Below are 1,916 nucleotides of genomic sequence, written 5' to 3'. Positions count from 1 at the left end.
TAAAATTCCGTGCAGTTGGAAACCTTGACGGGTAGTGGCTCGTAACGTATGGTTGCCATACTCATCAGCTATTTTATCTAAAGCCAGATATAGCTCTGGCGGTACTAAACCACCCGGATTTTTTGTCCGCAGCATAAACTGGTAATCTTTTTCCTGTCCCTTGGTGCGGTTGTCGCGGTTATCCTGCTGGTAAGAACCGTGAAACTTCAAAAGCTGTACCGCATTTTCAGTAAAATGGGTAGTGTCTTGAAGAATTTCACTTGCTACAGGTTCACGCAAAAAATTACTATTTTCCTTGATTCCTTCTACTTTGGAAGGTTTACGGCTAGCGATGGGGGAAGGAGCAGATTTAACCATTAGACTTGTATAGTATTCTCAATAAAGCATTAAGTAGACGCCGAATCAGCACCCTTCGGCTACTTGATCCCCGGTAATCCGGCCGGAATAATGAGGAATGTTTTAATTTTACCACGGCAAAAGCTGGCTTTGTCAGTGATGTAATACTTAGCAAAACCAGCTTTTGAGGAGTAGTGATTTTTTAGTGCTGAGTCCTGAGTACTAAGTAAAGTATAAACTGACTGAGGACTCAATAATCTTTTATTTGAAGCGATAGCCAATACCACCATTAATGCTAACAGCAGAAGCATCGCTATTTTGGTAAGCACCAATTCCGACTTTGGCATTAGTGTAGACGAGGAAATTGTTAGCAACTTCCGATTCAACACCAGCACCTACCACTACAGAATCTTTGTTACCTATAGGAGTTGCTGAACCATCTTTTTCTACAAAAGAATAACCACCAGTTAAATAGGCGTTAGTTCTATTAGCGATGGGTACATCCACAGAAAGTTCTGGAATAATGGCACTCGTCTGGTCACTCCAGAGGACATTACCGCGTGCAGAAAACGGGGTAGTTCCTAATTTCAAGCGACCTGTGACATTACCACCAAATGTGGCATCATCGTTGATACCTTGTCCGCCACTGGTAACGCCAGCTGCAACACCAGCACCAACATAACTAGCATCAGTACCCTTTTTGGTTTGAGCAGAAGCTTGACCAGCTGATAGAACAAAAGGAGCAACTATTAAGGAAGACAATGCAGAAATTGTCAAGAAAGACTTGAGTAAGCGTTTCATAATTTTCACCAAACTTTGTATTTTTTACTTATATATTCAAGGTCGAAAATCATGCGAGAATGTTCCAAATTATTCTCAAATTTTCTTAAATAACTGTTGTTATTGATGCATAAGGCTTACAGGGTAACTAATACTGGAATTTATAAATGAGTTGTTATAATTAAATTTAAATGTCTTTTCATCTTGGTTATTTAGTCCAAAATAGACGCTTTTAAAACTGTCACAATATTTGGAACTAAAACTAAGTTGGGACATGGCAAATAAAATATCCGGTTAACATTTTTTTGCCGAGCTTTTCACAGATGATGAAAAAGTAGGCTGTAGCATCTGTTGCAACAAGCTATAGAGGGAATCTATAAAGTTAATTTTGAGCAATTCTTGTGGAGATTGAATAATGCTAACCGCTGCAAAAACGTTGTCTGGTCTGATGGGTTTATGTGTCGGTGATGCGTTGGGTGTGCCGGTGGAGTTTACTAGCCGTGCTGAACGAGTAAAATCTCCAGTGACAACAATGCTTGGTTATGGCACATGGAATCAACCACCAGGAACTTGGTCAGATGATAGTTCCTTAAGCTTTTGCTTGGCAGAATGCCTTTGTAGAGGGTATTCGTTGGATGCTATAGCCAATTCCTTCTGGCGCTGGTACAAGGAGGCTTACTGGACTCCCCGTGGCGATGTCTTTGATATTGGTCAAACTACCCACACAGCAATTATGCGCCTAAAGCAGGGAGTGGTTCCCCATCAGGCGGGCGGTAAAGTTGAAAATAGTAATGGCAATG

General features: G+C 40.9%; 2 protein-coding genes and 1 pseudogene. 1 reads left to right on the top strand and 2 read right to left on the bottom strand.

The window, feature by feature from the left end:
• Both RRG12_RS43655 and RRG12_RS43650 read right to left on the bottom strand, forming a co-directional pair.
• Window positions 1–357: pseudogene (locus tag RRG12_RS43655) on the bottom strand (sulfite reductase, ferredoxin dependent); the annotation flags it as partial.
• A gap of 240 nt (window positions 358–597) precedes the next feature.
• Complete coding sequence (locus RRG12_RS43650) at window positions 598–1,137, bottom strand: porin family protein (RefSeq protein WP_069072110.1); 540 nt, start codon at window positions 1,135–1,137, stop codon at window positions 598–600.
• 394 nt (window positions 1,138–1,531) lie between these two features.
• Between RRG12_RS43650 and RRG12_RS43645 the strand changes: the two genes are divergently transcribed.
• Window positions 1,532–1,916: ADP-ribosylglycohydrolase family protein (locus RRG12_RS43645; RefSeq protein ID WP_420763323.1), on the top strand; the 385-nt coding region annotated here is incomplete at its 3' end.

Source organism: Nostoc sp. CALU 546, from assembly GCF_048836525.1.
The sequence above is the reverse complement of the archived record's forward strand: the minus strand, read 5'-3'. Positions and strand labels throughout refer to the sequence as shown.